General features: G+C 45.4%; 3 protein-coding genes. 2 read left to right on the top strand and 1 reads right to left on the bottom strand.

Going from position 1 to position 4,115, the window contains the following annotated elements; genetic code table 11:
- Positions 1–2,768 (bottom strand): ABC transporter permease (locus tag VF500_RS09305; RefSeq protein WP_330859414.1); only part of this gene is annotated, 2,768 nt, incomplete at its 3' end.
- A 320-nt stretch (positions 2,769–3,088) separates the two neighbouring features.
- On the opposite strand from VF500_RS09305, the gene VF500_RS09300 reads away from it, so the two are divergent.
- Positions 3,089–3,697 (top strand): hypothetical protein, encoded by a 609-nt coding sequence (locus VF500_RS09300; RefSeq protein WP_330859413.1) that lies wholly within the window; start codon positions 3,089–3,091, stop codon positions 3,695–3,697.
- Positions 3,698–3,922: 225 nt separating this feature from the next.
- Positions 3,923–4,115 (top strand): hypothetical protein (locus tag VF500_RS09295; protein WP_414688570.1); only part of this gene is annotated, 193 nt, incomplete at its 3' end.

The raw sequence follows: 4,115 nt of genomic DNA, 5'->3' as shown, positions 1-4,115 counted from the left end.
ATGAGGCGGTAGCTTTTTCCGCCATATTTGATCACTGCATTAAGTGGGGCCTTTAGTCCCATAACTTTGACCGCAGATTCATTGACCACAAATCCACTGGAATCGCTGGCTGTGGCTTCCCCGAAATCTCTTCCGGAAGTAAACTGCCAGCTGACCGTTTTACCGTAGCCGCTACTGACAGCTATTGTACTAAACTCTTGTTTGAAGTCCGGCGCTTTGCCCGGCCAGTCGAAATCCGTACTGGTCGACCAGATACTGGTCAGCGGACTGGAGGATTCCGCCATATACGTTATGGAACCGGTAGCTTTCAGTTCGTTATAGAGTACCTCATATTTAGCTTGCATGTCCCCGGCGAGATCAATGCTGACTAAGCCGTCCCGGGTATAACCAACTGGCCTATCCTGGGCAAAATGGATCTGCCGGTAAACAACAATTGTTCCAATGATGAGCGCAATAGAGATGGTGAATTGTAAGACGACCAGTACCTGTCGAGGAGCAGCGGCCAGCGGCCCGACACGAAAGTTTCCCTTAAGCACCTTGATCGGCTTAAAAGCAGAGAGGTAAAGCGCCGGGTAACTGCCCGCCAGAAAACCTGTAAATAGTGTAAAGCTAAGCCCGCAGAGCCAAAAAAGCGGGTTCAGCCAAGGAATATACATGGCTTTGCTTGCAATGCCATTAAACCAGGGTAAGCTTACAGCTACCAGGCCAATACCTAGCAGCCAGCCAAAAAAGGCCAGCAACACCGATTCGGTATAAAATTGCGCGATAAGCTGACTACGGCCCGAGCCGATAACTTTACGGATCCCCACCTCCTTCGCGCGCCGCTCGCTGCGCGCGGTGCTCAGGTTCATAAAATTGATACAGGCCAGCAGCAACACAAATAGCCCGATGGTCCCATAGAACCAGACATACTTTAAGGCATCGCCGCGGACGTTTACCCCGTTCTTAAATTGATTATACAGGTGCCAGCGGCTCATCGGCTGCAGGAACACAATAGGTTTCCGCGCCGCCTGGTCACCGCTTACATGACTTAGTTTGCTGTCCCTGATCTTTGCGGAGACCTGGTCAAAGCGGGCACGGTCATTCAATTCGGTGTAGATCATCACAAACTGGTTGTTCCAATTATTTTCCGCCTTGCGGGCCCAGTCATTTGCAGAGAGATACAACGCAAAGGGTGCGATAAAGCCGAGGTCTTTGAATTCGGAATTGTCAGGCTGATCCTCGTAAACACCGGTCACTTTGACCGTTTGCTTTTTATCGATGCTGATGATTTTCCCAACCGGGTCGGCTTTCCCGAACAGCTTTTCCGACAGGTGCTGCGAAAGCAGGATGGTATTGGGTTCGGAAAGGCCTGCACGGGAACCGTAGCTCATTTTTAGCGTCAGCATATCAGTTACGGCGGGGTCCATATACCTGCCGGATTCGTCAAATTGCTTATCACCCGAAACGATCCGCTGCTGTTGCGTGGCTGTTGAAACGACCACCTGTTTAAAATTATTGCCGTAAGCGGAACGCAGTTCGGCTGCAAGGGGCAATGGATTGGAATTAATGGTATAGAGTGTACCGTCATAATTGGCATGCACCATCACCTGGGCGATCCGGTCATAGCGGTCATAAGAATGGTTATAGGATACCTCATCATGGATCCAAAGCCCAATCAGCATGGCTACCGCCATGCCTATGGAAAGGCCGGATATATTAATGAAAGAGGAAATTTTGTTGTTCAGCAGGCTTCGCCAGGCTATCTTGAAGTAATTCCGGATCATAAAATTGCGTTTTTTTTGCTGCAATATTACCGGGCAAATAGCTGGATGAAGTGCCAACTTATCAATTGGCACCTCTTTTTTAAAGCTGTTTTTATATTCCAGCGGCGTTTTGCCGTGGATCTCTTTGAATACGCGGTTAAAGGTTGTCTTGGAGTTAAATCCGGATTCCCAGGCAATGCCAAGCAGTGTGAGCCGGCCATAGGCCGGTTCCTGTATTTTTCTGGCTACTTCTTTAACCCGCAATTCGTTGATAAAATCGCTGAAGTTCTTCTTCAGCCCCTGATTGATAATCCGCGACAATTCATGCGGATGGATGGACAATTTCACGGCAAGCGAAGCCAGGGTTAGTTCGGTATCCTCGTAGAAACGGCCGGTGAGTACCCGATGTTTTAGCCATCTGCCTTTGTCCCGTAAATCTTCCTGTTTTGCTAAGGGCACTTGTACCAGTTGGATTTCATCGCGCTTCATTAAAGCTGCTGCTGCCAACTTGATTAGCACGATGGCGATAATAATACCCGCCAGATCGTTAAAAATCCAAATGACACACAACAGAGCGAGCAACCAGATCTCGTAGCCTAGCCTGCGAAACACATAACGGGGCTTGTCCATCAGCACCGGTTGGAGGGCGGTATAATAATGCTTTATCAGCCGTTGTATCAGCAACAAATAAGGTAGAAAAGAAGATAAAATGAGCCACCTTGGAGCAAAAGGCATGAGGAGCAGAGGAGACAGAAGCCATATATCTCTGAGACATATACGCCGGTTAGGTTGCGTGAGCTTCCTTACATAAAAATAGAGCAGCGGCCCGAGCACTGTAAGACAGGGCACCGGCAAAATTGCAAGTATTGACACTGTCAAGCCAAGCGCAATGGCCAGGAACCGATTCGCATCACGATTATGTCTTTGTGCAAATCCTAAAACCAGCGCAAGCGTGAGCCCTGCGAACAATGTTCCCAACAACACCAGATTATACCAGCTGATATGAGATAGTGTCTGATTCAAGTAATTCTATTTGTCAACCCTCATGCCAAACCAGCAATATACTGATAAATAACCGATTAAATAACAACGTGGCCGCCGATAGTAATAAAAACGGACGTTCATCGTTCGCATTCGACTACTTTCAAAACAGGAGACCATAATGCCGGAGCTGTGATCGGGGAAAGTTGAAGCTCCCCGGGCTGTAGCCTGTGACTAAACTACTAAACAAAAAAGCCTCAAAGCTTTCGGCTTAAGCGTTTTATCTTGTTTTCCATGATCCCTATGGGCTCAAAAAGATCGGTTTAAAAGGTTCAATAGCAGCAAACCCTTTAATGAGTTGCATGCCCATTGGCTTAACCTACGATCCGATAACAGGTTACTTAAAAAAAGAAAAAAGCGGGGGACTTAAACGCAGTGATCTTCACAAAGAATGCTCAAAAATCATTGAATATATCAGTAGCAAATCCCGCAAATCTGAAGATCGGGTTGATTTTGTTGGTTGTTACAAATACTTTGCGGGTGCCATACGTGTAAATACATGTTTTGATTATATCTATGAACACGAGTTGGAGATCTATTTGGATGGCAAGGTAGAGATTCGTAATCCTTTCAAAAAACACATTTATCTAGGCTCAGCGGTTGTGATAACTAATTCATGCCCACAGATCATATCCTATAATTTCGATAATGTTTTACTGGATGGTGTAGGCAATTTATTAACCTTCAAAATTAATAAATATACCCGTCAGGCTGAGTTGATTCCCGGCGTGGGGCTAACATTCGATTCCGGACATCAACCTTTTGCTACGCATGTACTTCTGGTTAATACCCCAGTGTTAACCAAGCAGTCTCCGGTTATTCGCGAATACTTTGACACTTTAGCCTTGCAATCGCGCATGTACGCGCCATCACTTGATGAAGTAGAGACATTGGTGAATAAATATTTTTGATAAAGCTTGACAGTCAATTATGATTATCCATGTGGATAAACCGCAACGCATTGCCCCTCAGACGGCCAATTTTGATCGCCCATTTCTTTGGCTATAATCGAGCAGTTATGAATACAAACGAATCGGTGAAAAAGGGGCAATCAAAATGGTCTATTCACATAAACATTAAACTTGATATAAAAGTTGCTCAGATATTAATGATATTTACGTGTAGCCTATTAAGCAATGTTTCAAAATAGAGTCCGCCAAAGTATTATCCTGATATTATCTGTTTTAATTTTCAATAACATACCAGCCACTGCTCAGCTAAAAATTTCCCTTCAGGAGGCTATTGAACTTGCTAAAAAGAATAATCTTCAATTAAAGCAATCTGAAAATGATGTTTCTGTTGCCTATCAGAATAAGCGTCAGGCAAAAC

The sequence above is a fragment of the Mucilaginibacter sp. genome (assembly GCF_036383575.1).
Taxonomy (GTDB): domain Bacteria; phylum Bacteroidota; class Bacteroidia; order Sphingobacteriales; family Sphingobacteriaceae; genus Mucilaginibacter.
Note: the sequence above shows the minus strand (reverse complement) of the source record. Positions and strands in the feature narration are given on the sequence as shown.